The organism is Sphingomonas sp. AX6 (assembly GCF_902506605.1).
Classification (GTDB): Bacteria; Pseudomonadota; Alphaproteobacteria; order Sphingomonadales; family Sphingomonadaceae; genus Sphingomonas.
This window is the reverse complement of sequence record NZ_LR733979.1, coordinates 2,190,619-2,215,740: the sequence shown is the minus strand read 5'-3', so window position 1 is coordinate 2,215,740 and position 25,122 is coordinate 2,190,619. Positions and strand designations below refer to the sequence as shown.

The following is a 25,122-nucleotide window of genomic DNA, read 5'->3' as shown; positions in this document are numbered from 1 at the left end:
CGGCTTGCCGGGCGCGTGGTCCGCCCGGCAAGCGCATTGGCTTAGAAGCGGTACTTCAAACCCGCCTGGAAGCTGCGGGCATAACCCGTGGTCGAGTTTTCCTCGCGCGTCGGATTAGGTCCGCTGCCTGCACCCCAGGTCGAATAGTTGCGGTTGACGAAATCGAACACGTTGAACACCTGGAAATCGGCGGTCAGGTCGTGACCCCAGGGCATCCGGAACGTCTTGGACAAGCGCAGGTCGAGATTCTTGTACCCGATCTTCTGCTTGGGTGAGAACACACCGCCATCGTTGAAGTAGAAACATCCACCGCAGTTGGGGGGCGGGGTACGCGTGAAATCGACGTTGCCGAAGCGCGGACCGGACCCCAGCGTCAGCGTGCCGGAAAACTGGAAATCCCACGGAATATCGACGATCGCGGTGCTGACGAAGCGCCACCGCTCCAGCCCGCGCGTCGGCTGCCAGCCATAGGCATCCTGCCGTCCGGCGTTGAACATCTGGCCTTCATCGAAGCCGATACCCTGGTTCGATTTGGCGTCCGAAATGGTCAGCGACGCGGTTCCGCCCCAGCCCGACGTCGGGCTATAGGGCTTGTCGGCATTCAAATAGAGCGCGGTGTAACGCTGCTGCCCGTTGCTCGATCCGATGTTGAGCCGCCCCGTGTAGCCCGCCGGACGTCCCACATCGGGGAAATTGTCCCGCACCCACGCATCGCCACCCTCGGTGTACAGCCCATCGGGCATCCGGTTGCCGCGCACAAAGATGAAGGCATCCTGCGACCGGTTATGCGCGATCGCCGCCGATAGCTGGATACTGCCCAACTGCTTGCGCACGCCCAGGTTGAATTGATCGGTATAGGGCACCTTGGCATCGTTGTTAATGACCCAGATATCGCCGCTCAGTCCCTGCTGAGCGACCGCCGCACGCAGCGCAGCAGGATCGCGAAGCGCGGGCGTGAACGCGATCTGGTTCGCGCCACCGGTACATGCAGGCAGGCCGGTCGCACCGCAGAAATCGACCGTCGCTTCGCTACGGACATTGTTGAACAGCGTCTCCAGCGAGGCGAGATAGAAGATGTTGCGATCGTAATAACGGCCGGCCCCTGCAAAGAGCACCAGATCGCGGTCGCCGAACACGTCGTACGACACGCCGATGCGCGGCTGGAACGCGCCGAGGAATGGATCGCGCTTGCTCCCGTCGGTGATGTAATCTTCCGGATTGATCCCCGCGGCCTGCCACGGTTGATAGTTACGAAGGGCGTTCGCGACCTTATCCGGCGTCACATAATTGTTGTTGAAATTATTCGATTCATAATCCCAGCGAAGACCGGCATTGATCGTCCAATGATCGTCGATCGTCCAGTCGTCCTGCACGAACAGGCCGATCTGGGTATTGTCCGCCTCTACTGCCGTAGGGGGCAGGAGCGAAATCGTCGCGCGGAACGGCGTACTGCTGGCAACGTCGCTATAGCGCTGGAAAGCGTACCGATATTGGCCATTGGCGAATGCGTCTTCGATGCGAGACAACTTCGTCTGCGATACGCGCACCCCGGCCTTCAGCACATGGCCTGCCCAGCCGGTATAGGTAAAGTTGTTCTTGAACGTGAACGCCTTCTGGTCATTGGCCTGCTGGAACGAGTTGGCACCAAAGAAGAAGAGGTCACCGCCGCTGGGATCATCGGTATCGGTCGGATCAGGGACACCGTCACCATCGTCGTCCACGCCGGGCGCGCCGTTGGTCAGCACATATTCGGGTCCGACAGTGATGGTCGGCGTACCGGTGAAGTTCTTGAAATAGCTCATCGTCAATTCGTTGAGCCAGTTATCGGCGCGATGAGTCCATTCGAACTGGATATTCTCGCTCTGCGTGCCGACGTCGCGACCATTTTCGAACGCGCGATTGCCGCCATAATCGCGAAGGTCGGTTTCCTCGCGCCGGAAATAGCTGGCGTTGAACGTGTCCGCGTCTGACGCGAACAGCGTCAGCTTGCCGAAATAGAGGTTCTGCTTGAAATCCGCGGCAAAGCTGCCCGCTTGCGCCTGGCGAATCCCGTCCGGGATCAGCGGATCGAGGTTGACGACGATCGACGGATTGGTGCGACGCGCGCCCTCGTACGCGGCAAAGAAATGCAGCACGCCCGGAATGATCGGCCCACCCAGATCGGCACCGAACTCGAAGCGCTTGTAATCGGGCTTCTCGTTGAAGCAGGTCTCCGCCGGATTGTCGGCGCACGGGAAGCCCTGATTGTTCGCCTCGCCCTCCCGGTCGAAGAATGGCCGTCCGTAGAAGGACTTCGGGATGAAGGTGCCGAACGCTCCCCCGCTCAGCCGGTCGCCGCCAGTCTTGGTGATCGCGGTGATGATCGCAGCACCGGCCTGCTCATATTCGGCCTTGTAGTTCTGCGTTTCGACGCGGAATTCCTGGATCGCCGATTGCGGAAAAGGATTGCCGCCGGAAAAGTTCTGGCCCGCCACGCCGCCGAACCCGACCGTGTTCTTCTGGCTGGTGCCGTCGATGAACACGTTGACATTGTTCGATGAAACGCCGCCCGCCTGAATGCGCTGGTTGTTGGTGTCGCTGCTGACCGTCACGCCGGGCGCGAGCGCCGCGAAGTTCAGGAAATTTCGCTGCGTTTGCGGCAGGTTGTTGATCTGTTCCTGGCTGACGCTGGTGCCGATCGTCGCGGTGCGCACCTCCTGCGTGCCGCGACGTCCGGTTACCACGACTTCGCCTTCGCCGGGCACCGCTTCGATGGGGCTGATGTCGATCGACACGATCTGGCCGACCGGCACCGTCACGGTTTCGGTCGTACCCCCCGATTCGAGTCGATATTGCGACGGGCGCAAACCGACGATGGTGAAATTGCCTTCGGCGTTCGCCGTTGCAGTGACGCTGCGACCGGTAACAATATCGGTCGCGGTGACGGTCGCGCCCGGCTGTGCGCCCTGCCCCTGAATCGTGCCCACCGTCTGCGCATAGGCGGATGGGGCGACCGCCAGACCGGCGGCAATCGCAAACGACGATACACCACGGATCAACAACGGACGGATTGCCGCTTTGAAAATCATGCACCTTCTCCCCTGCGGACGGCCTTTATTGGTCAGGCCGTTCCTGTTTGGCGAAAACGCGTCGATACACCCCAGGACGACGATCCCGCTTAACGCCGATGTGACGCCGATTTCTGAAGAAATGCCAGAGGGAAAATCGTGCTCGCCAAAATTATCGACGACTATGGCAAAAAAGTCGCGTGCCACCACGCGTCGCGATATTGGTCAAACCAAAATACCGTCGGCACGGCAGTTGCGCGCAATGTAATCGGCGTGGCTGGGAAGCGCGTTGGCACAGTCGGCGATCACGTCCTGAATGTCGTGCATGAACGACGCGATATCGCCCTCGGGGATCATATCGACCATCGGGTCGTGGCGCATATCCAGACCCTGGCCGATCAGCACCTGAACCCAGCTTTCCTCGCGGAACAGCTCTGCCTTGCCGTGGACGAAAAAGCGCGCCGACGACCGGAACAGGTCGAGCCGTTCCGCAAGGCTGTCGGGAATATCCATGTGTTTGACATAGGCCCAGAACGGCGTGTCCTCGCGATCGGTGACCTTGTAATGCGCGATGATGAAGTCGCGGACATCGCGGAATTCGAAATCGCTCTGACGGTTATATTCGGCAACATCGGCGGCATCGAAACCGCGATGCGGGAACAGCGCGATCAGCCGCAAGATCGCGGTCTGGATCAGGTGGATGCTGGTCGATTCCAGCGGCTCCAGAAACCCACTCGCCAGCCCGATCGCGACGACGTTCTTCTCCCAAACGCGGTGACGCTTCCCCGGTACGAAGCGCACCGGGCGCGGATCGGCCAGTGGCGCGCCGTCGAGATTGTCTAGCAGGATGTCCGCAATCGTGTCGTCGTATGCGTGCGCGCTCGAATAGACATGGCCGTTGCCGATGCGGTGCTGAAGCGGGATGCGCCATTGCCAGCCCGCATCGCGCGCGGTCGAGCGAGTATAAGGAAGCAGCGTCGGCGCGTTCTCGCACGGCACCGCCAGCGCGCGGTCGCAGGGCAGCCAGTGCCGCCAGTCCTCATACCCCACGCCCAACGTCTCGCCGATCAGCAGCGCGCGCATTCCCGAACAATCGACGAAGATGTCGCCCGCGACCTCGCGCCCGTCCTCTAGCGTCACGCCCTCGACGAAGCCGGTTTCGGGATGCTGACGGACACCGACGATACGCCCCTCGATCCGCTCGACGCCTTGCTTTTCCGACCGGCCGCGCAGGAACCGCGCGTAGAGATTGGCATCGAAATGATAGGCGTAATCGATGTCCGCCATCGGCGATTCCGGATTGCGCGGATCGGGCGGCGCGAACTTAGCGGTGCGCGCCATTACGCAATTCAGCGCATAATGGTCGAAATGCTTCGCCTGCCCGCGCGCTGCCTGATGCAGCCAGAATTGGTGCGGGTGCAGCCACATCAGATCCTGGCCGATCTTGCCGAACCCGTGAATGTAGCTGCTGCCCTTCGCGCGCCAATCGACGAATTCGATGCCGAGTTTGTAAGTGCCTTGGGTCGCCTTCAGGAACTTGAACTCGTCGATACCCGCTAGCTGGTTGAAGGTGCGGATCGCAGGGATCGTCGCCTCGCCCACCCCGATGGTGCCGATGGCATCCGATTCGATCAGCCGGATACGATATCCGTTGATGAACAGCCGCGACAGCAACGCCGCCGTCATCCACCCCGCGGTCCCGCCGCCGACGATGACGATATCGCGCAAGGGTTCGTGTTCGCGACCGACCATCTTCTCTCCCCGACTCATGTTGGGCGGACGCTGGCACGCCGCGCGACCCAGCGCCAGATACGACGATCAGCCGCGCAGGATCGCCCGCGCTTCCGCCTCCAGCGCAGGGTCCAATTCGGGCATCGTCATATCGACCTGTGCTTCGAGCGCGTCGGCGACCGCAGTCAGCGCGGCGATCCGTGCAGCCTTGCGGTCGTTGCCGTCGATCGCGATCCAGGGCGCATGGCGCGTGTCCGTTCGCGCAAACATGTCGTGCATCGCGTCCAGATACTCGGCCCGCCGCGCGCGGTTGCGCAGATCATCGGCGGCAAATTTCCAACGCTTGTGCGGCGTCTCGACGCGCTCCAGCAATTCGCGGTCTTGCGTTTCCTGCGTCACATGGACGAACAGCTTTAGCATCGTCACGCCGTTTGCCGTCTGCTCGGCTTCGAAGGCATTGATCTCATCATAGGCGCGCCGCCATTCAGGCTTGGTCGCGTACCCCTCGACCCGCTCGACCAGCACGCGCCCATACCAGCTACGGTCGAAGATCGCGATCTCACCCGCCGCGGGCAGGCGCGTCCAGAACCGCCACAGATAATGCCGCGCCTTTTCCTCTGCACTCGGGGCAGCGATCGGATGGACGTTGAACCAACGCGGATCCCAATCGGCGGTCAGCCGCTTGATAATCCCGCCCTTCCCCGCCGCGTCCCAGCCCTCGAAGACAAGAATGGCGGGACGTTTGTGAACGATATGCGCGACCTGGATACAGTCCAGCCGCGACTGAAGCTTGTCGATGGCCTTACGGTAGTCGCCGTCGAAGGGCTTGCCGGATTCATAGTCGCTGAGGTTAATCGTCACCGCATCACTCTCACTCGTCACCCCGGCCGGAGTGCCGGGGTCCACCGGGCGTCAGGCGCCGCAGGTGCAGAGTGTGCGGCACGGTGGACCCCGGAACAAGTCCGGGGTGACGCGTGGGGATGAGAGCGGCCTTACTCCGGCGCCACCACCGCTGCGGGTGCGTCCTTCTTCATCCCCGGCCCGTCGATGATCCGGATCGACAATTCGCGAAGCTGCTTCATCGACACGGTCGAGGGCGCGCCCATCATCAGGTCTTCGGCCTTCTGGTTCATCGGGAACAGCACGACTTCCCGGATATTGGGTTCGCCCGCCAGCAGCATGACCATCCGGTCGATGCCGGGTGCCGAACCGCCATGCGGGGGCGCACCACATTTGAACGCGTTGATCATACCGGCGAAATTCTCGTCGACATCGGCTTGAGAATAGCCCGCGATTTCAAACGCCTTGTACATGATCTCGGGCTTGTGGTTCCGGATGGCTCCGCTCGACAGCTCCACACCGTTGCAGACGATATCGTATTGATAGGCGAGGATATCGAGCGGGTCTTTCGTCTCCAGCGCGTCCATCTCGCCCTGCGGCATCGAGAAGGGGTTGTGGCTGAAATCGACCTTCTTCGCGTCCTCGTCATATTCGAACATCGGGAAATCGACGATCCAGCAGAATTCGAAGCGGTTTTCGTCGATCAGGCCGAGCTGCTCGCCGACGCGGGTGCGCGCCGCGCCGGCGAGTTTCGCCGCCGCCAGTTCCTTGCCCGCGGCAAAGAAGATGCCGTCGTCGGGACCGAGGCCGAGTTCGGCGATCAGCTTGCGGGTCGCTTCCTCGCCATGGTTCTTGGCGATCGGACCGCCCAGTTCGCCGCCCTTCTGGGTGATATAACCCAGCCCCGCATGCCCTTCCCCGCGTGCCCAGTCGTTCATCTCGTCAAAGAATTTGCGGCTCTTCTCCGCGGTCTTGGGCGCGGGGATCGCGCGGACCACGCCGCCGCCCTCGACGATGCGGTCGAACAGGCCGAAGCCCGAGCCGCGGAAGTGATCGGTCACGTCCGAAATCAGGATCGGATTGCGCAGGTCGGGCTTGTCGCTGCCGTATTTCAGCATCGATTCGCGGTACGGGATACGCTCGAACGGCAACGGCGACACCTGACGCCCCTTGCCCTGCCAGTCGGCATATTCCTCGAACACGCCGTGAAGAACCGGCTCAATCGCCTGGAACACGTCCTCCTGCGTGACGAAGCTCATCTCGAAATCGAGCTGGTAGAATTCGCCCGGAGAACGATCCGCGCGTGCATCCTCGTCACGGAAACACGGCGCGATCTGAAAATACTTGTCGAAGCCCGCGACCATCAAGAGCTGCTTAAACATCTGCGGCGCCTGCGGCAGTGCGTAGAATTTGCCCGGATGGACGCGGCTGGGGACCAGATAGTCGCGCGCGCCTTCGGGCGATGACGCGGTCAGGATCGGGGTCTGGAATTCGGTGAACCCCTGATCGTTCATCCGGCGACGCAAGCTCGCGATGACGTTCGATCGCAACATGATATTCTGGTGGATGCGTTCGCGCCGCAGGTCGACGAAGCGGTAACGCAAACGCACGTCCTCGGGATAATCGGCCTCGGCCGCAACCGGCAGCGGCAGGTCGCCCGCCATGCTCTGCACGGTCGCCTCCAGCGCGCGGATTTCGATATCGCCGGTCGGCAGATTGGCGTTCTTCGCTTCTGCGGATCGCGCCACCACCTTGCCGGTGATCGTCACGACTGATTCGTTGCGCAGCGATTCGATGACCTTGAACACCGGGCCGTCGACTTCGGTGACGATCTGGGTGATGCCGTAATGGTCGCGCAGATCGATGAAGACCAGGTCGCCATGATCGCGCTTTTTGTGCACCCAGCCCGATACGCGGACGGTGTTGCCGACATCGCTTTCGCGAAGTGCGGCGCAATTGTGGGTGCGATAGGCGTGCATATGTCGATCCATTTTTTCGTCCGTCATCCCTGCGAAAGCAGGGATCTCAGGCCTCATGGGGATGCGCTGAGTGGCACGAGATTCCGGCTTTCGCCGAAATGACGGGTGATAAATAACAGGCCCGCGCGAATCCGCGTCACGGAGCGCTTTGTCAAGGCGCGCGGGCGCGTTATGGGGTCGCGATGAAGATTCATCCCCCGATCGAGGACTCAAAGAGCCTCGCCGAACTCTGTGCCCGCCTGTCCACCGCCGACTATGTCACGGTCGACACCGAATTCATGCGCGAAAACAGCTATTACCCCGAGCTGTGCCTGATCCAGATCGCCGACGACAAGGAAGCCGCCGCGATCGATCCGATGGCACCCGGCATCGACCTGAAACCCCTGCTCGACCTGATGACCGAGAATGAAGACGTGCTGAAGGTCTTCCACGCGGGCGGCCAGGACCTGGAAATCGTCTATAACCTGACTGGAAAGACCCCCTTCCCGCTGTTCGATACCCAGATCGCGGCGATGGCGCTGGGTCAGGGCGAACAGGTCGGATATTCCAATCTGGTCGACAGCTATCTGGGCATCACCGTCGACAAGGGCGCGCGCTTTACCGACTGGTCCAGGCGTCCGCTCGACGAACGCCAGATCGATTACGCCATCGCCGACGTCACCCATTTGTCCACCATCTTCCCCAAGATGCTGGAAAAGCTGCGTAAGACCGGGCGCGGGCTGTGGCTGAACGAGGAAATGGAGCGGATCGGCAATCCCGACAACTACCGCGTCGATCTGGACCAGGTGTGGCAGCGCATCCGGATCAACAGCCGCAAGGCGGAGGTGCTCGGACGACTGAAGGCGCTCGCGCGCTGGCGCGAGGTCGAGGCGCAGGGCAAGGACTTGCCGCGCGGCCGCATCGTCAAGGACGAGACGCTCGCCGACATCGCCGCCAATCCCCCGCGCAAGCAAAGCGAACTGTCAAAGGTGCGCGGCTTGTCGGCGGCCTGGGCCGGGAACGATATCGGCGGCAGGATGATGGCGGCGCTGGAAAATAGCGGTCCGATGCCTGCGGACGAGATGCCCGGCCGCGACGAACGTCGGCCTTCGGTGGGCAAGGATGGGGCATTGGTCGCCGACCTGCTCAAATTGCTGCTCAAGATTCGGTCGAAAGAGATCAACGTCGCGTCGAAACTGCTGGCGCGCACCGATGATCTCGAAGCGCTGGCGGCGGGCCAGCGGGATCAATTGGCCATACTCGAGGGTTGGAGGTTCGAACAATTCGGACGCGATGCGCTGGCGCTGGTCGAAGGGCGCATGGCGTTCGCAGTCAAGAACGGCAAGTTGAAGATGACCCGTACGGAGGAAAATCTATGATCCGCTTTACCCGCGCCTTCGCCGCAATCGTCGCGGTTCCGCTTGCCGCCTGTGCGCAGGTGCCGCCAGTCGATGACACCCCCGCAATGGGCGCGGGCCAGTGCGACGCGTCGAAGCTCGGCGACCTGATCGGCAAGACCGCGACGTCGGCCCTGGTAGCCGACGCCCGAACACGATCGATGTCGCGGACGGTTCGGGTCATCAAGCCGGGCATGGCGGTCACGATGGATTATCGCACCGACCGGCTGAACATCGATGTCACGGAGCGTAACGTGGTGACCGCCGCGCGCTGCGGCTGATCCCTGCTACGTCATCCCAGCGAAAGCTGGGATATCAAGCCGTATTAACCCGCTCGGTATCCCAGCTTTCGCTGGGATGATGTTGCTGTCAGACCCGCCCCGATTTCAATCCCATTGCGGTCGCCAGCGTCTTGTGCCGCTTGGCCACCGCCTCGCCATAAAGCGCGGCGTCGCGCGGCTCCAGACTCAGGATCAGCCCCTCGCCATCGACCGCAACGCTCGACCGCTTGAGCGGCCCGGCAACCCCGCCGCTCAACCGCTGAGCCAGCCGGATCGCCAGACCCCATTGCGCCGCACGCGCCAGATCGCCCCAATCGGCCAGGCTGGTGAGCGGTTCGGGCGCATCCATGCCGCCGCCTAACGCGGTGTGCAGCGCCTGTGCGACCATCGCGCGTCCGCGCGCGTCGATCGCCACCCAATTGCCGTGGAGCGCAATCTCGCGTCCGCGTTCGTCGCGAAACTCGGGGTTCGCTTGCCAGCCGACATCGCCCAGCAGGCACGCGGCATGGCGCAACCGTTCGTCCTCGGCCGCGTCGTCGGCAAACAAGGGCGCGATCCAACGCGCGACCAGATCGCCATGCTCGGTAAACCGCCCCAGCCGCGCGCCTTCGTCACGCGCCGCCTCGATCAGCGGATCCAGGGCACGTTCCTCGGGCGACAGCCGCTCGTACAGCAACCCCTCACGCAATCCGTAGGCGGAGGCGATGGTCGTCGAACATCCCAATTGGCGCAGCAGGATCGACAATAACGCGGACGCATCGACTAGGGTCGGAATGCGTCCGCCCGACAAATTGGGCACCGCTTTCAACCGCCCGCGCGACATTCGGCCGACGCTGCGCGCGATCCGGCTGACCGCGGCGGCGTCCATGCAATAACCGTGGATCACGGGCAGCGGATAACCAGCCAGATGCATTTCCAGCCGCGCCAGCGCACGCCACGATCCCCCGACGAGATAGAGCGGCAGGCCTGCGCCGCTTCCGCTCCAGCCGGCGTCGCGGATCATCTTGGCCACGCGCCGCTCGAACGTCGCCTTGCCCGCGCCGCGCAAGGTGGGGATGCGCAGCACGCCCAACGGAAAGGACATGCGATCCAGCACTTCGCCATCCTTTACCCGCACCAGTTCCAGGCTGCCCCCGCCCAGGTCGCCGACGATGCCGTCGGCATCGGGGATGGCAGACAGCACGCCCAGCCCCGCCCCGATCGCCTCATCCTCGCCCGACAGCAGTTCGACGTTCAACCCCAGCAGCCGTGCGGTTTCGATCAGTTCATGACCGTTCGACGCATCGCGCACCGCCGCAGTCGCCACAGTACGAAGCTCACCGACTTCCATCTCGCGCGTCAACAATGCGAACCGCGCCAGCGCAGTCCGCGCGACCGCCAGCGCACCGGGCTCGATGGCGCCGGTCGCGGCCAGCGACTTGCCCAGCCCGGCCAGCACCTTTTCGTTGAACAGCGGTGCGGGCAACCGGCGCGGCCCGGCATAGACCACCAGGCGAATCGAATTCGAACCGATGTCGATGATCGCGCTCCGGCTCGCTCCCGATGGCGTCGCGACGGGGCGGCGTTTGAACAGGCTGGTCGCCATCCTGGTCAATGCTCGCGGTGGATCGCGCGTCGCCTGCGCAGCGACAATTTCTGCGGCATCGATTCGCTCGATTCGAGCGCCGCACCGCGTCCCGACAGCGACGGATTGGTCATGAAATAACGGTGCAGGTTGAACGGGTTCGATCCCGGCTCGATCCGGGTGTAGCTGCCGTCGGGCTGCAATTCCCAGCTTTGTTCGCTGTCGATCAAATTGGCGACCATCACCTGATCCAGGATCTGATCGTGCACCGTCGGATTCAGGATCGGCAGCATATATTCGACACGGCGGTCGAGATTGCGCGGCATCCAGTCGGCGGACGAAATATAGACGCGCGCGCCGTCATTGGGCAGCGCCTTGCCGTTGCCGAAACACCAGATGCGGCTGTGTTCGAGGAACCGTCCGACCACCGATTTCACGCGAATATGCTCCGACATGCCGGGGACGCCGGGGCGCAGACAGCAAATGCCGCGCACGATCAGTTCGACCTCGACCCCGGCTTCGCTCGCTTCATAGAGTTTCTCGATCAGCGCCGGGTCGACCAGCGAATTCATCTTGGCCCATACCGCGCCCGTGCGCCCTTCGCGGGCATGGGCAATTTCGGCATCGACCAGCCGCAGGATGTCGTCGCGCAGATCGCGGGGGGAAAGCGTCAGCAATTCCATCGCTTCGGGCTGAACATAGCCGGTGATGTAGTTGAACAGTTGCGCCGCATCGCGTCCCAGCCGCGGATCGGCGGTAAAGAAGCTGAGATCGGTATAGATGCGCGCGGTCTGGGGATGATAATTGCCGGTGCCGAAATGGCAGTAACTGCGGAACTGCCCACCCTCGCGCCGGACCACCATCGACACCTTGGCGTGCGTCTTCCAGTCGATGAAACCATAGACGACCTGCACACCCGCACGCTCCAGCGCGGAGGCCCAGAGCAAATTCTGCTCCTCGTCGAAGCGCGCCTTCAACTCGACCACCGCGGTCACCGACTTGCCCGCTTCGGCGGCGGCGATCAGCGCGTTGACCACTGCTGACTGTTTGCCCGCACGGTACAGCGTTTGTTTGATCGCGACGACATCCGGGTCGGCGGCAGCTTGCTTCAGGAAAGCGAGCACCACGTCGAACGTCTCATAGGGGTGATGGACGACGATGTCCTTGGCGCGGATCGCCGCGAAGCAATCGCCGCCATATTCGCGGATGCGTTCGGGGAAGCGAGGGGAATAGGAGGGGAATTTCAGGTCGGGCCGGTCCTCCTCGACCATGAATGCCAGGTCCGCGATCCCGATCAGCCCGCCGCGCTCGGACAGCACGGCGTCGCCGCCGCCCAGTTCCTCTTGCAGCACTTCTTCAAGTTCGGCGAAGATATCGTCCTCGACCTCCATGCGGATCACCCGCCCGCGTCGTCGACGTTTGATCGCCGAGCGGAAGTAGAGGACCAGATCCTCGGCCTCTTCCTCGATCTCGATATCGCTGTCGCGCAGCACCCGGAAGGCGGAGGCACCACGCACGCGGTAACCGGGGAACAGGATCGCCGAAAACCGCTCGATCAATCGTTCGACCGCGACATAGCGAGCGGGCTCACCCGGCATCCGGACGAACCGTGGCAGCGACGGCGGCAACAGCACCAGTTCGCGAATGCGCTCGTCGTCCGATTCGCGCACCAGATCGAAGATGACGCTCAGCCCCCGATTGGGAATGAACGGGAAGGGATGCGCAGGGTCGAGCGCCTGCGGCGTCAGCACGGGGTAAAGCTGCTCGCGGAAATATTGCGCCAGCCAGTCCTCGACCTCACCGGTGATGTCGCTTTCGACCAGCACCTCGATGCGTTCGGCGGCGAGTTCGCGGCGCAAATCGATCCATACCGCCTGCTGATCGTCGACCAGCGCCGCCGCTTCCCGCACGATCGCTGCCAGTTGCTGTCCCGGCGTCAGCCCGTCGGAGGATCGTTGCTCGACATTCTGAAGCTGCTGGCCCTTCAATCCGGCCACGCGCACCATGAAAAACTCATCGAGATTGGCTGCCGAAATCGACAGGAACCGCACGCGCTCCAACAGCGGGTGTGCGGCGTTGCACGCCTCTTCCAGCACCCGGCGGTTGAAGGCCAGCCACGACAATTCGCGATTGAACAGCCGCACCGAACCGCTGTTCGATACGAACGGATCGTCGTCTTCGTCGTTCAGATTGGCGGCGGGTCGGGTGGTCATGGAACCTCGATAAGCAGCTTGTGTGCCATTAATGTGGCCTTTGCGACGGGAATCGACAATCGACCCGAACCCCTGCGCCAGCTTTCCTGTTCCAGCGCCTCGACCACCATCAGGATTGCAACATAGCTGCGCTCGATTCGCCGCGCGAGCCAGCGAATGACCTCTGGTCGCGCGTCCAGTCGGCGACGCTCGAGCAAATGCGCGAGCAGATCATGGACCAGCGCATCGTCGGGAAGGTCGATACGGAGCACCGGCGTCGCCCCCAGCCGCGACCGCAGATCGGGCAGCCGCACCGGCCATTCGGGTGGGGCTGCGTCCGCTACGATCACCAACGGCTTGTGCAGCGCCTGCGCCTGGTTCCACGCGTGGAAGATGTCGGCCTCGGCGACGCTTTCGGCATTGTCGATGATCGCCGCGCCGGTCTTTGCGGAGAATACCCGCGCCAGCAGCGTGCGTCCCGATTTGCGGGGGCCGACGATCAGCGCCGCCATGACCGGCCAAGTCGCCCAACGCTCCAACTGCTGGACCGCCTGCGCATTGGCGGGCGACACCAGGAAATCGTCGTCGCCCAATTCTTCCGGCCAGCCGAGTGGCAGGTCGAATTGGGTCATTCGCCGTCGGGCTCCGTGCCCTCCGGCTGCGCGGCGGGGGTCGACGCGGCACGGCGGATGCGCAGCGTCCCCGGCCCTTCCTGAACCTGCCAGCCGCGCGACTCGAGTTGCTGGCGAAGCGCCGACAGCGATCCCGAATAGGTCACGCTCATCACCGACACACCGCCCAATGCCAGGCTGCTGGTATTGGCCGACGACACGCCGGGGATCGCCCGAAGCGCCGCTTCCGACGACGACACCGCGCCGACCCCGGGGCTGTCATACTGGATGGCATAGCTTTGACCCGCATCGGTCGGGCTTGGGGTGACGCCGGTCGGCAATTCTTCGACCGGCAATTCGACCGGCACGACTTCCTCGGGCTGTTCCGAGGGGGGCACGAAGCTGAGCAGCGGATCGGGGCGCAGGATGCCGTTGGCCAACCCGCGCTGATAAGCCGCATCAAGCCGGCGAATGCCTTCGTCGAGCAGCGCCGGGACGCCGTCGGCATCGCGGACGCGCAGCGAGAAGCGCTCCAGCTCGATATTGTCGGGGCCATATCCGGCGGTGAACACGCCGACCACCGGGCCGCCAGGCCATTGGCGATACAGTTCGACCTGCGGGATCACCATGTCGCGCGCGCCGTACTGGTTGAGGATCTGACGCCACCAACCGCGCCCGCGTCGACCCACCTGCCCCTGATTGAGCAACAGCGGATCGGGACCGGTGCCGGTCAGCCGGACATAATCGATCGTCGAACCCGAAGTGCGATACCGGTTCCAGGCATCGACCCACGGCGTTTCCTGTTCGAACACCGTTGCGACTCCGCCCGAAATCTGGAGCGGCACCACCAGCATCGGCGGCGAGCGCGGAACGGTGACCGCGACCCCCAGCAACTGGCCCGCACGCGCGCGACCGAAATTGACGCCGAGCCGCGCAACATAGCGGTTGGGACCGATCTGTTCATTCTCGACGACGATGCCGGTAACCAGCCCGTTCAATGCCGAATCGGGCAGCGAGGACGGACTGCCGCGCAACCGCTGCGACAATTGCTGCCAGCCCTTGCGCTGCGCCAGCCGCCAGCCATTCTGCCGCGCCTGTTCGGCGGTTTCGCCGCGCACATCGACGACGATGCCGGTGACCTCGAAACTGCCCGACGAATCGACTCGGTCGCCCGCGTCGTCGATTTGCGCGACGACGGCAGTGCCGGTCGCGACCAGCGCGAGTGCGGACAGGGAAGCGGCGATGCGGAAAAAGGAACGACTGGCCATGTGAAGCGCCCTTTTGGCGACCTTCAAGTGGAAATCCAAGCACGATGTGGCTAACGCGCATGGCCATGAGCGACGAAGCGAAGCCAACAGGCAGCCAGGCCAGCCCCTATACCTATGCGCAGGCGGGCGTTTCGATCGATGCGGGCAACGCATTGGTCCGCGCGATCGGCCCGTTGGCGCGCTCTACAAGGCGTCCCGGTGCGGATGCGGACCTGGGCGGGTTCGGCGGCGTGTTCGATCCGAAGGCGGCCGGATACAGCGATCCATTGCTGGTCGCAGCGAATGACGGCGTCGGCACCAAACTGAAGCTCGCGATCGAACATGACGCGCATGACGGGGTCGGGATCGATCTGGTCGCCATGTGCGTCAACGACCTGATCGTCCAGGCGGCTGAGCCATTATTCTTCCTCGATTATTACGCCAGTGGAAAGCTCGACAACACCGTTGCGACGCGCGTAATCGCCGGGATCGCGGAAGGATGCCGCCAAGCGGGATGCGCGCTGATCGGCGGCGAGACGGCGGAAATGCCGGGCATGTATGCGGACGGCGATTACGACCTGGCGGGCTTCTGCGTCGGTGCGGTAGAACGCGAGCGGCTGCTGACCGGGGACAAGGTTGCAAGCGGCGACGTGATCCTTGGCCTCGCGTCCAACGGCGTGCATTCGAACGGATTCTCGCTGGTACGGCGTCTGGCGACGGACAAGGGTTGGACGCTGGACGCCCCCGCCCCGTTCGATGGCTCACGCACCCTGCTCGACACGCTGATGGCGCCGACGCGGATTTATGTGAGATCGCTGCTGCCGCTGGTCCAGGCAGGCCGAATCCATGCACTGGCGCACATCACCGGCGGGGGGTTGCTGGAGAATATCCCGCGGGTGATGCCTGCCGGATGCCATGCGGTGGTCGATGCCGGGACGTGGGAATTGCCCGCATTGATCGCGTTTCTCCAATCCGAAGGCGCGATCGTGCCAGAGGAAATGGCGCGAACCTTCAACTGCGGGATCGGGATGGTGGTCGTGCTGGCGGAGGACGAGGTGGCAGGCGTAACCGAAGCGTTAGAGGCTGCGGGCGAACAGGTGTTCCGCATCGGTCGGGTCTATGCGGGCGAGAAGGGCTGCACGGTGGCGGGGCCTGCCGGTACGTTCGCGAGTGCTGGCAACTGGACCGCCACCCATCATGGCTAACCCCCGCCCGATTGTTTCGAGCGAAGTCGAGAAACGTGAACTAGGCGCTCGTGAGCGTTTCTCGACTTCGCTCGAAACAAGCGGAAAGGGTTGGGCAAACAAAGGGGTGCGATGTGGCTGATCGCGTAAAAGTCGGCGTCCTGATCTCAGGCAGGGGCTCCAACATGATGGCGCTGGTGGAAGCCACGCGCGATCCGGTCTGCCCTTATGAAATCGCCCTCGTCGCCTCCGACAAGCCCAATGCCCCTGGCCTGAAATTTGCCACCGAACACAACATCCCGACCCTTGCGCTTTCCCCCAAAGGCATCGGCAAACCTGCCTATGAAGCCGAAATCGACCGCGCCCTGCGCGCCGCAGGGGTCGAGGTGATCGCACTCGCAGGATATATGCGGCTGCTGTCGGACGATTTCGTCGCGAAATGGCGCGGGCGGATCGTCAACATCCACCCCTCGCTGCTGCCCAACTATAAGGGCCTCGACACGCACGCGCGCGCGATCGAAGCAGGCGACGCGGAGGCAGGCTGTTCGGTCCATGTCGTGACCGAGGAACTCGATGCGGGTGAAGTGCTAGGTCAAGCACGCGTTCCCATCCTTCCGAGCGACACGCCGGAAAGCCTTGCCGCGCGGGTGCTGGTGGAGGAACATCGCCTCTATCCCAAAACCCTCGCGGAGTTTGTGCAGCGATGAGCCCCGATCCCGAAGCCGACCTGTCAAAGCTACGCGCCATCGCACTCGCCCTGCCCGAGACGGCAGAGAAGGTCTCGCACGGCGCGCCGATGTTCTACATCGATAAGGGCAAGGCCTTCGCCTATTTCAGCCACGATCATCACACGAACGGCGAGACTGCGGTGCTGGTCAAAACCAGCGGCGCTGAGGAACAGGCGATGCTGATCGAGCACGACCCCGATCTGTATTACAAGCCGCCCTATCTCGGCCCATCGGGCTGGGTCGCGATCCGGGTGGGCGGGGCGGATACCGATTGGGACCATGTCGGCGACCGCGTGGCGATCAGCTGGGAATTGGTCGCGCCGCGCAGGTTGCTTGAGGCTGGCGGGCGCTAGACGTCACAGGTAACGCGCGGCCAGGATCGGCCCGGCATCTCCTTCGCGCACGATTACCGCATACCGGTCCGCACCCGCCACGCGCAGTGCCGCCGCCGGAATTGCCATTCGCATCGGGCCACCGCCCCAAGCACCGACCGGCGTCTCATCCACCAGCACGTTGGCATAGCGCACCCGCCGCCCGCCATTCTCGCCCGATCCGATTCTGACATCGACCATCCGGCGCAGTGCGACGACGCTGATCCGCGCCGGGCGCGTTTCGCCCTGGACGACGATCGTGCGCGCCTGTCCCGGCGTGCCCGCGATCGCGATGCGCGGACGCGGCGTTCTCAATTCCTGCGCGATTGTCGCGCGGATCGCGGCTTCGCGCCCGCCGACCAATCCGTGCCTGCCCTGCACCACCGTCTGCGGCGTGTAATTGCCCGCGCCGCTGATCCCGCGCCGGGTATAGTCGCGTTGCAACTCGGTATTGGCGGGGCGGGCCAGCGTGTCTTTCCACCCCAGCCGGTCCCAATAGGTGACGGGCCGCGTGATCGCGACGACACGGGGATCGCGCGCCAGTCTCTCCATCACCGCATCGGCAGGCGGGCACGACGAACAGCCCTGGCTGGTGAACAGTTCGACCGCAACCGGTTGCGCGACCGGAGCCGCCGCTATCGGCCTCGCTCCCTTTTGGTTGGATGGCTTTTGATCGGACGATGGTTCGGGTTGGCTGGCCCAGGCCACCGCGCCAGCAGCGCTTGCGAGCGCCAGCGGCAAAAAGATCGATCCACGCATCGCCAGTCCTCCGATTGCCCTGTCGGATCGGAGTTCGCGCGCACATGCTCGGGCGTTACATATGAAAATGGGGGCCGCAGCCCCCATTCCCGTTGTTCCGGTCGCGAACCGATCAGCCGACGATTTCTTCGGGCTTGAAGAAATAATCGATCTCGATCTTCGCATTCTCTTCCGAATCCGAACCATGGACCGAATTGGCTTCGATCGATTCGGCCAGTTCCTTGCGGATCGTGCCGGCATCGGCGTTTTCGGGGTTGGTCGCGCCCATGATGTCGCGGTTGGCCTGGACAGCATTTTCGCCTTCCAGCACCTGTACGACGACAGGACCGGAAATCATGAACGAGACGAGGTCGTTGAAGAACGGACGCTCGCGGTGCACGCCGTAAAAGCCTTCGGCCTGTTCCTTGGTCATCTGAATGCGCTTGGACGCGACGACGCGCAGGCCGGCTTCCTCGAGCATCTTGGTGACCGCACCGGTCAGGTTGCGGCGGGTGGCATCGGGCTTGATGATCGAAAAGGTACGGGTGGCGGCCATGGTGGTCGCTGCTCCTGAAAATAGGGGTTGGGAAAGTGGCGCTCCCCTAGTCGGCGGCCCGCCGAAAGGCAAGCGCGGTCAGCCGAACAGCCGTTTGGCGGAGCGTTCGAGCATCAGCAATTGCCACAGCGTCCGGCCATGTTCGGCGCGGCCCGATTGGTGATCGGCGACCATCGCCTGAATCGCGGAAGGGTCGAACCAGGCGCCCAGCACCGGCGATTTGGCGAGCGCCATCGCCTCGCCCGCAAGGCTCCCCCGGAACCATGCACTGATCGGGGTCACGAAGCCCATCTTTGGGCGGTAAAGAATGGATTTCGGCAGATAAGGCTCCATCGCCTTCTTCATCAGCCATTTGCCTTCGCCACCGCTGATCCGCATCGACGGCGGCAGCGTTGCTGCGAATTCGATCAGCCGGTGGTCGAGCAGCGGCTCGCGCGCTTCCAGGCTGACAGCCATACTGGTACGATCGACCTTGGTCAGGATATCGCCCGGCAGCCAGTGTTTGAAATCAGCATATTGCGCGCGGTCCAATGCATCGCGCGCTGGCGCATCGCGCATCGTGTCGACGATCCGCGTCTCGCCGCGATGATCCCCCAATGCGCGGCGCATGGCATCGGAGTAGAGAAGCTGGCGGTTCGCATGAGTCGTCACGCCGACCGCGTCGGCATAGGCCTGACCACTGGTCGTCGCGAGCGCCAGCAACGTCGATTTGGCCCTGAGCGGGCGTGGTGCCCAGTCGGCCTTGGGATAGAGCGCGCCCAGCTTGCCGAACCACCGCGCGCGCTGAGCGTCGGGGATCAGCCCGCGAAGACGCTCCTCCGCGGCAAAGAATTTGTGGCGGCGATACCCGGCCATCGCCTCGTCCGCGCCGTCGCCGGACAGCGCCACCGTCACCTGCTCGCGCGCCAATTGGCAGACGCGGTAGGTGGCGAGTGCGGAGGCATCGGCAAAGGGCTCGTCGAAGGCGCTGGTCAGCGTATCGATCAGCCCGAAGTCGTCGGCGTCCACGGTGCGGGTGCGGTGATCGGTGGCAAAGCGCTCGGCGACCACCGCGGCGTGCGCGCGCTCGTCGTGCCCCGCTTCGTCGAACCCTATGGTGCAGGTCTTGACTGGCGACCGGCTCGCCTCCGCCATCAGCGCAACCACGGCCGAGCTGTCCACACCGCCCGACAGGAACGCGCCGAGCGGAACGTCGGCGACCATCCGCGACCGCACGCCTGCGCGCAGATGCTCGGTCAATTCCGCCATCAGATCGGCAGTCGATCCCTTCGCACGGCTGGAAAAATCGATATCCCACCACTGGGTCGGGCGCGGCACCGGCTTGCCGCGTTCGATCATCAGGAAATGCCCGGCGGGCAGTTTCTCTACACCCGCGACGATGCACGCATCATCGGGGACATAGCCGAGCATCAGATAATCCTCGATCGCGCTGATGTCGGGCGAGCGCCGCACCAGCGGGTGCGCGAGCAAGCCCTTAAGCTCGGACGCAAAGGCTACGCCACCGTCCGACAGCGTGACGAGGTGTAGCGGCTTCACCCCCATCCGATCGCGTGCGAGGAACAGCGTCTGGCGCTCGCCGTCGTAGAGCGCGAACGCGAACATGCCGTTCAACCGCGCCAGCAAATCCGGCCCCCAGGCGCGCCAGCCATGCAGCAGCACTTCGGTATCGCTGTCGGTACGGAACCGCGCGCCCTTGGCCCCAAGCTCGGCACGCACCTCCATGAAATTGTAGATTTCGCCGTTGTAGCTGACCGCCAGCGCGCCATCGATCATCGGCTGCGCACCGCCGCCCAGATCGATGATCGACAAGCGGCGATGACCCAGGCCGATGCCCGGCGCGGTCCACACGCCCGACCCATCTGGACCGCGATGCTCCATCGCATCGGTCATCTTGGCGATGCGCGCAGGATCGACCGGCTTGGGAGTAGCGGGGTAGAAAATCCCCGCGATGCCGCACATCAGCGCGCTCGCCCGCTCGCGGTATCCGCTAGTGTGTCCAACGGACCAAGCGCGTCCAGAAACGCCTCGATCTCGTCACGCGCGCTCCCGTCGGTCCGCTCGGCGGAGACGAGGATCGCGACGCCCGATTGCGGGCCGCCCAGCATGCGGTTCTTCAGGGTTTCGAGCTTCACGGCGTTCGCACTGCTGGATAGGACATCGCCGACGCGATACCACGTCACCGCGTCGCGCTCCACCGGTCCCGGTCGCGTCATCCGCACCACCGATCCGCCCGCGATCGACGGCAGGTCCTGAACCCGGATCCACTCACCCTCTTCGCGGATCGCGCCCTGGCCGAACGCGATCAGTTCCTTGCCCTCGCGCTGACTGTCATACACCGCGATGGCCAGGTCGACTGCCCTGCCCTGCCGGTCGCCATAACGTCCGATCAGGAAATGGTCTGCATTCGGATAGTATGGCGTCCAGGGCGCATGCGCGTTCATCGGCATACGCTGCCACCCCGGCACATCGGGAAGCGCGATCTGAGCCGGGAGCGTATCTGCGCGCGCGGCAATCACGCTCGCCCAGATCGCGAACAGCACGGGAATGCCCAGCACGATGCCGGTCGCGGTCACGGCATCGATCCGCCGCGATACCGGCCGGTCGAGCGCCGCCACGTCGAACCAGGCGGCATCGGGATCGCGGTCGAACCAGCGCCAGCCGATCGCCAGCACCGCCGCCATCACGACGGCGAAGAAAACCCAGCCATAGACGATATGGTCGAGCCCCGTGGCCCGTTCGATCGATGTCCACCACGCGGCGTAGATCGTGCCCCACGCCCGCAAGCCATTGGCGATCATCGGCACGACGAACGCCATCGTCAGAAACGCCGCGCGACGCTTCCAAGACACGAAACAGACATTGGCGACGAGCGCACCGTAGGCGACCATCGCGATCACGAACTTCGATCCCGAACACGCCTCCGCCACCTCGAACACGCCGCTTGGGGTATGAATCAACACCCCGTCCACCGTGGCGGGGACGCCGAACGCATGGAGCAGCGGCATGATCATCGCGACGGTCAGGTCCTGCAGCGGCTTTTCGAGGAAGTCGCCAAACGGGACCAGGAAGCTTAGGTAGAACAGCGGAAACAACATGCCCCGCGCGACTTGCGGCCCCAGCAGCGTCACCACCGCGCCTTGCAGCATCAACACCAATCCGGCGTGACGGAACAGCCCAACCGCCGCTGCATCGCCGATCAGCCAACCGAACCCGCCCGCGGCGACCAGCGCCAGCCCCGGCCACCACGCCGTCGGTGTCAGTTTCGCCAGATCGTCCTTGCGCTGCCACACCAGCCAGCCGACCACCGGCAGCACGAACAGGCAGTGGCCGTACGTCGTGCTGTTCCAGTAAATCCCCGCCAGATCGGCAACGTCCCGGTGAAAGATCGCGAGCAACGCCGCCCAGCTTCCCGCCAGCAGGATCAGGTGTCGCCGCCAGCGCAGCGCGTGCGCGTCCGGCATGTCCGGAACATTGAGAATCGTCGTGGTCGTCACGCGGCGTCGCGCAGCTTCGCTGCCTGTGGTCGCCCCTGCCCCACCAGATCGTCGAGCGCCGCCAGCCGGGCATCCCAGCCATAGCGGGCAATCACGCGCTCCCGCGCGGCCTTGCCCCGTGCCCGCGAGCCCTTGCGGTCCGACAGCAGCCCAGCGACCTGTTCGGCAAAGTCGCCTGCGTCGCCGCCGACCAGGATCGTACCGTCATGGTCGATCCCTTCCGCTGCCGACGGCGTCGCGACGACGGGCAATCCCATCGCCATCGCCTCCAGCACCTTGTTCTGGATGCCGCGCGCCAGTTTCAATGGCGCGACCGCGACGCTTGCCGTCGCCAGCCAGTCGCGGACATCCTCGACCTCGCCGGTGACGATCACGCTGTCCGACGCCAGCGCCTTGACCGTCTCGGTCGGGTTGCGCCCGACGATCGCGAAGCGCGCCTTCTTATGCTGCGCGCGGATGCGGGGCAGGATGTCGTTCGCGAACCAGCGCACCGCCTCCACATTGGGCGGGTAATCCATCTGGCCGGTGAAGACGATCAGCGGCCCCGCCTCATCGACGGGGCGAAACGCGGCGCGTGGATCGAAATGGCCGGTGTCGATGCCGTTTTCGACCGCCATCACCCGCTCCGCGCCGCTCCGACGCCGGAACAGTTCGGCCTCCGCCTCGCTGACGAACAGGCTGGCGCGCGCGCGGCTGGCGATTCCGCGTTCGTACGCCCCCAGCAGCCGCGCCTCACGCTTCATCATCAGCTTTTTGGGTAGCGCCTCCGCCTTGGCGTAATCGGCAAACTTGGCCGAATCGACGTCGCAGAAATCCATGATGAAGCGGGCACGCGGCTTGAACGGCACATATTGCGCCATCTGACCGGAGAAACAGTAGATCGTGTCGATATCGGAATGCTCGAACAAACGATCGACCGCCGATTGCAGCGCGCGATTCTCGAATGCGGTCAGTGACACCGGCTTGCGGCGCACGAGCGCCTCCAGCGCCGCAGCCTCGTCGCTCTTGCCGCGCCAGACGATCGACTGGCTGGCGGTGTAGCGGGCGAGCGCCGCCTTATGCTCCATGTCGCGGCATTCGTCGGCAAAGGTGACGAGGTGGACGCGGCGCTTTTTCGACAGATATTTCAGGATGTTGAATGCGCGGATTTTGTCGCCGCGATTGGGCGGATAAGGCACGCGGTGGCAGAGAAACAGAATATCGCCCATCAGCCGAGCCCCTTCGCAATCCAGGGGCCGATGCGGTTGGCGAGTCCCAGCGGCAGTTTCTGCCAGGCTGCGACCTTCAACCGGTATTTCGGGCTCAACGGATTGATCTCGCGCGGTTGCTCGCCGTCGGCGGCGCGCTTGGCATAGGCGAGCGGTTCGCCGGTGAACCCCCAATTGCGTTTGAAAGCGGCGGCCCCCGTGCCGACCTTGGAACGCCCGAAGTCGAATCGTGTGCAGCCGCGCCCGCGGGCGTCGCACATCAGCGCATAATACATGCGGTCATTGGCCCGCAGCGCTCGTGCCTGTGCGGTGCCTCCACCCCAATAGGGGTAGACCGTGCCACGCCAGTAAAGGCTGAGCACGCTGGCGATCGCGCGACCTTCACGGCGCACGGTCAATATATCGGCGCAGTCGCCAAATGCGTTCAGCACCTCGGCGAACAGGCGTTTCGGAAACACTGGCGTGCCCAGATTGCGCACGGACTCGGCATAGACGGCATAATTATCGTCGCGCTGGTGCGGGCCGCTGCCAGTCTCGACGGTTAGTTCAAACCCTAACGAACGGCGCACTTCTGCGCGTTGCTTGCGCGGGATTTCCAGCAATTCGGTATCGTCGTCGGCTGCCAGATCGCGTGCGAAGCCCAGATAGCTCGTTTGGTCGCGATGCCACCCGTCGCCCTGAGGCAAAGCCCCGCCCCGCAATTCCAGCGTCGGGCAGGACAGCCGCTCGGCCAAAGCCCATGCCGCATCGACCAGCGGAGCGACCGCACCCGGATCGGACGCCAGCACCCCGCCGCCGACCGCAAAACCGCTCGACACCAAGGCGCGCCCGAACAGCGGGGAATGCACCTCGGTCAACGGCAGCACGCCTGCAAGCTCGCCATCGGCGCGTTCGGCAATCAGATAATGCGCGACCTGATCGCACCCTCGCGCCACTGCGACGACCCATTCGGGCAAATGGAACGGCGTGCCGTCGATGTGCGCCGTGACGAACGCCGCAATCCGCGCGAACTCGTTTGCATCGGCCAGATCGGCGTCGCGAACCGTGACGGTCGACAGCATCAGCGGTGCGTTCATGGCAACCGGAGCGACGCTTGCGCTGCAACCCGGTCGGTGCGGCCCCAAGCATGCTTGCCCATCAACGTACGCAACTTCCCCGCCATCGCTTCCAGCCGGGTGTAATGCCGAAGTTTGGACTTCACCGGGGCATTCGCGACTCGCGGCTGGCCGGGGTCGATTTCCCAGGGATGGAAATAGAACACCGCCGGGTGCGTCGCGTCGTTCACTTGCCGCACCGCATAGCTCGTCAGCGCACCGGGCAGCAGACGGAAGAAGCCACCGCCGGTCGCCACGCGCTTGCGCCCGATCTCCGCTACCGTCACCGGCAATTCGATCATCCCCGCGCCCGCCACCGGACGCCATGCAAAGCGCGAACTATCCGGCCAGCCATAGTGGTCGTGGACCAGCGGCGCGACGCTGGAGGAATAGGCATAGCCCTGCTCCGCCAATATCTCGTGTGCCCAGGGCGTGCGCTGGTCGATCGAAAAGCTCGGCGCGCGGTATCCCGTCACCGGCTGCCCGCCCGCATCCTCCAGGATCGCCCGCGTCCGGGCGGTGTCGGCGCGAAATTCGTCCGGCGTCATGGTGAAGACGCGTCGATGGTCGTAGCCGTGGCTCGCCAGTTCGTGCCCGGCATCGGTAATACGCTGCATCAGCTTGGGGTATCGTTCGCCGACCCAGCCAAGCGTGAAAAACGTCGCCTGCACCCCGCACGCATCGAACAGCGCGATGACCGCGTCGGTATTGGCCTCGACCCGGTGTTCCAGACCGTCCCAGTCGGCGCGGCGGATGGTATTCTCGAACGCACCAACCTGAAACCAGTCCTCGATATCGACCGACATGGCGTTGAGAATCGGGGCTTCCGTAGAGGCTTCGCCTTGCGGCGCGATGCGCGAATGAAACATGGCGTGCCCCCT

The 25,122-nt window shown here is 64.0% G+C and carries 20 protein-coding genes; 5 read left to right on the top strand and 15 right to left on the bottom strand.

From position 1 onward, the window contains the following. Positions 1 to 41: 41 nt before the first annotated feature. From ENHY17A_RS10765 to aspS, 4 genes are all read right to left on the bottom strand, one after another. Positions 42 to 3,068 (bottom strand): TonB-dependent receptor, encoded by a 3,027-nt coding sequence (locus ENHY17A_RS10765; RefSeq protein ID WP_159712597.1) that lies wholly within the window; start codon positions 3,066 to 3,068, stop codon positions 42 to 44. A gap of 204 nt (positions 3,069 to 3,272) precedes the next feature. After that, positions 3,273 to 4,799 carry a tryptophan halogenase family protein gene (locus ENHY17A_RS10760; RefSeq protein WP_159712595.1) on the bottom strand — a complete coding sequence of 509 codons (1,527 nt, stop codon included), beginning with the start codon at positions 4,797 to 4,799 and terminating at the stop codon, positions 3,273 to 3,275. Positions 4,800 to 4,865: 66 nt separating this feature from the next. Beyond that, positions 4,866 to 5,639, bottom strand: a complete 774-nt coding sequence (locus ENHY17A_RS10755; protein ID WP_159712593.1) for a polyphosphate kinase 2 family protein — start codon at positions 5,637 to 5,639, stop codon at positions 4,866 to 4,868. 131 nt (positions 5,640 to 5,770) lie between these two features. Continuing rightward, on the bottom strand, positions 5,771 to 7,597 hold the full coding sequence (aspS, locus tag ENHY17A_RS10750) for an aspartate--tRNA ligase (protein ID WP_159714495.1): 1,827 nt from the start codon (positions 7,595 to 7,597) through the stop codon (positions 5,771 to 5,773). 182 nt (positions 7,598 to 7,779) lie between these two features. On the opposite strand from aspS, the gene rnd reads away from it, so the two are divergent. Both rnd and ENHY17A_RS10740 read left to right on the top strand, forming a co-directional pair. Next, entirely contained in the window at positions 7,780 to 8,955 is a 1,176-nt protein-coding gene (rnd, locus tag ENHY17A_RS10745) for a ribonuclease D (RefSeq protein ID WP_159712591.1), read from the top strand. Next, the gene (locus ENHY17A_RS10740; RefSeq protein ID WP_159712589.1) at positions 8,952 to 9,254 is read left to right on the top strand and encodes an I78 family peptidase inhibitor; all 303 of its coding nucleotides are present in this window, start codon (positions 8,952 to 8,954) and stop codon (positions 9,252 to 9,254) included. Before rnd ends, ENHY17A_RS10740 begins: the two co-directional genes overlap by 4 nt. An 88-nt stretch (positions 9,255 to 9,342) precedes the next feature. On the opposite strand, the gene ENHY17A_RS10735 is transcribed toward ENHY17A_RS10740, so the two are convergent. The 4 genes from ENHY17A_RS10735 to ENHY17A_RS10720 are packed head-to-tail and all read right to left on the bottom strand — an operon-like array spanning position 9,343 to position 14,889. Beyond that, positions 9,343 to 10,839: a Ppx/GppA family phosphatase gene (locus ENHY17A_RS10735; RefSeq protein WP_159712587.1), complete on the bottom strand. Its 1,497-nt coding sequence runs from the start codon at positions 10,837 to 10,839 to the stop codon at positions 9,343 to 9,345. A gap of 5 nt (positions 10,840 to 10,844) precedes the next feature. Next, positions 10,845 to 13,031: an RNA degradosome polyphosphate kinase gene (locus ENHY17A_RS10730; RefSeq protein WP_159712585.1), complete on the bottom strand. Its 2,187-nt coding sequence runs from the start codon at positions 13,029 to 13,031 to the stop codon at positions 10,845 to 10,847. Then, positions 13,028 to 13,642 (bottom strand): DnaA ATPase domain-containing protein, encoded by a 615-nt coding sequence (locus ENHY17A_RS10725; protein ID WP_159712583.1) that lies wholly within the window; start codon positions 13,640 to 13,642, stop codon positions 13,028 to 13,030. Before ENHY17A_RS10725 ends, ENHY17A_RS10730 begins: the two co-directional genes overlap by 4 nt. Then, the gene (locus tag ENHY17A_RS10720; protein WP_159712581.1) at positions 13,639 to 14,889 is read right to left on the bottom strand and encodes a heavy-metal-associated domain-containing protein; all 1,251 of its coding nucleotides are present in this window, start codon (positions 14,887 to 14,889) and stop codon (positions 13,639 to 13,641) included. Before ENHY17A_RS10720 ends, ENHY17A_RS10725 begins: the two co-directional genes overlap by 4 nt. A 65-nt stretch (positions 14,890 to 14,954) precedes the next feature. On the opposite strand from ENHY17A_RS10720, the gene purM reads away from it, so the two are divergent. The 3 genes from purM to ENHY17A_RS10705 all read left to right on the top strand — a co-directional run bounded on the left by purM (position 14,955) and on the right by ENHY17A_RS10705 (position 17,133). Beyond that, entirely contained in the window at positions 14,955 to 16,073 is a 1,119-nt protein-coding gene (purM, locus tag ENHY17A_RS10715) for a phosphoribosylformylglycinamidine cyclo-ligase (protein ID WP_159712579.1), read from the top strand. A gap of 164 nt (positions 16,074 to 16,237) precedes the next feature. Continuing rightward, positions 16,238 to 16,759, top strand: coding sequence for a phosphoribosylglycinamide formyltransferase (gene purN / locus ENHY17A_RS10710; RefSeq protein ID WP_159714493.1), 522 nt, complete (start codon positions 16,238 to 16,240; stop codon positions 16,757 to 16,759). Beyond that, entirely contained in the window at positions 16,756 to 17,133 is a 378-nt protein-coding gene (locus ENHY17A_RS10705) for an MmcQ/YjbR family DNA-binding protein (protein WP_159712577.1), read from the top strand. Before purN ends, ENHY17A_RS10705 begins: the two co-directional genes overlap by 4 nt. A gap of 3 nt (positions 17,134 to 17,136) precedes the next feature. Here ENHY17A_RS10705 and ENHY17A_RS10700 read toward each other — a convergent pair whose 3' ends face one another. The 7 genes from ENHY17A_RS10700 to ENHY17A_RS10670 form a co-directional block, all read right to left on the bottom strand. Beyond that, entirely contained in the window at positions 17,137 to 17,910 is a 774-nt protein-coding gene (locus ENHY17A_RS10700) for a DUF1223 domain-containing protein (RefSeq protein ID WP_159712575.1), read from the bottom strand. 112 nt (positions 17,911 to 18,022) lie between these two features. Further along, positions 18,023 to 18,445 carry a nucleoside-diphosphate kinase gene (ndk, locus tag ENHY17A_RS10695; protein WP_159712573.1) on the bottom strand — a complete coding sequence of 141 codons (423 nt, stop codon included), beginning with the start codon at positions 18,443 to 18,445 and terminating at the stop codon, positions 18,023 to 18,025. Between the two features lie 78 nt (positions 18,446 to 18,523). Next, on the bottom strand, positions 18,524 to 20,404 hold the full coding sequence (locus tag ENHY17A_RS10690) for an XrtA/PEP-CTERM system amidotransferase (RefSeq protein ID WP_159712571.1): 1,881 nt from the start codon (positions 20,402 to 20,404) through the stop codon (positions 18,524 to 18,526). Further along, positions 20,404 to 21,939 (bottom strand): exosortase A, encoded by a 1,536-nt coding sequence (xrtA, locus tag ENHY17A_RS10685; RefSeq protein WP_236547887.1) that lies wholly within the window; start codon positions 21,937 to 21,939, stop codon positions 20,404 to 20,406. The genes ENHY17A_RS10690 and xrtA overlap by 1 nt, the downstream gene beginning before the upstream one ends. After that, a complete protein-coding gene (locus ENHY17A_RS10680) occupies positions 21,936 to 23,147 on the bottom strand; it encodes a TIGR03087 family PEP-CTERM/XrtA system glycosyltransferase (RefSeq protein ID WP_159712569.1) in 1,212 nt (403 codons plus the stop codon). The genes xrtA and ENHY17A_RS10680 overlap by 4 nt, the downstream gene beginning before the upstream one ends. Beyond that, the gene (locus tag ENHY17A_RS10675) at positions 23,147 to 24,223 is read right to left on the bottom strand and encodes a FemAB family XrtA/PEP-CTERM system-associated protein (protein WP_159712567.1); all 1,077 of its coding nucleotides are present in this window, start codon (positions 24,221 to 24,223) and stop codon (positions 23,147 to 23,149) included. Before ENHY17A_RS10675 ends, ENHY17A_RS10680 begins: the two co-directional genes overlap by 1 nt. Beyond that, positions 24,220 to 25,110 (bottom strand): XrtA system polysaccharide deacetylase, encoded by an 891-nt coding sequence (locus ENHY17A_RS10670; protein WP_236547886.1) that lies wholly within the window; start codon positions 25,108 to 25,110, stop codon positions 24,220 to 24,222. The genes ENHY17A_RS10675 and ENHY17A_RS10670 overlap by 4 nt, the downstream gene beginning before the upstream one ends. Positions 25,111 to 25,122: the final 12 nt, after the last annotated feature.